We start from the raw sequence: 437 nt of genomic DNA, 5'->3' as shown, positions 1-437 counted from the left end.
GCCTTCCATGAAGGCGCGGGCGTACATGCCGGGGGAGGCGTGGCCCTGGAAGAAGACCTGGTCGCCGCCGCCGGGGTGGTCCTTGCCGCGGAAGAAGTGGTTGAAGCCGACCTCGTACAGGGTCGCGGCGCCGGCGTAAGTGGAGATATGGCCTCCGACGCCGATGTCCGCCCGCTGCGCCCGGTGCACCATCACGGCGGCATTCCAGCGCAGCCAGGCACGGTATTTGCGTTCGATCTCTTCATCGCCAGGGAATGCCGCTTCCTGGTCGACCGGGATGGTGTTGAGGTAGTCCGTGGTGGTGACCATCGGAACACCCACGCTCTGCGCGCCGGCCCGCTGGAGCAGGCTTCGCATAATGTACTGGGCACGTTCGGTGCCTTGTTCCTGAATCAGGGTATCCAGGGACTCCAGCCATTCGGCGGTCTCTTCCGGAT

General features: G+C 65.2%; 1 pseudogene. It reads right to left on the bottom strand.

The annotated features are described in order from the left end of the window. Positions 1–437 (bottom strand): annotated as a pseudogene (locus AC1DDH_RS20645) (pyruvate dehydrogenase (acetyl-transferring), homodimeric type); the annotation flags it as partial.

It is taken from the genome of Arthrobacter sp. 10T425 (assembly GCF_056393985.1).
This window is presented reverse-complemented; position numbering and strand designations above follow the sequence as displayed.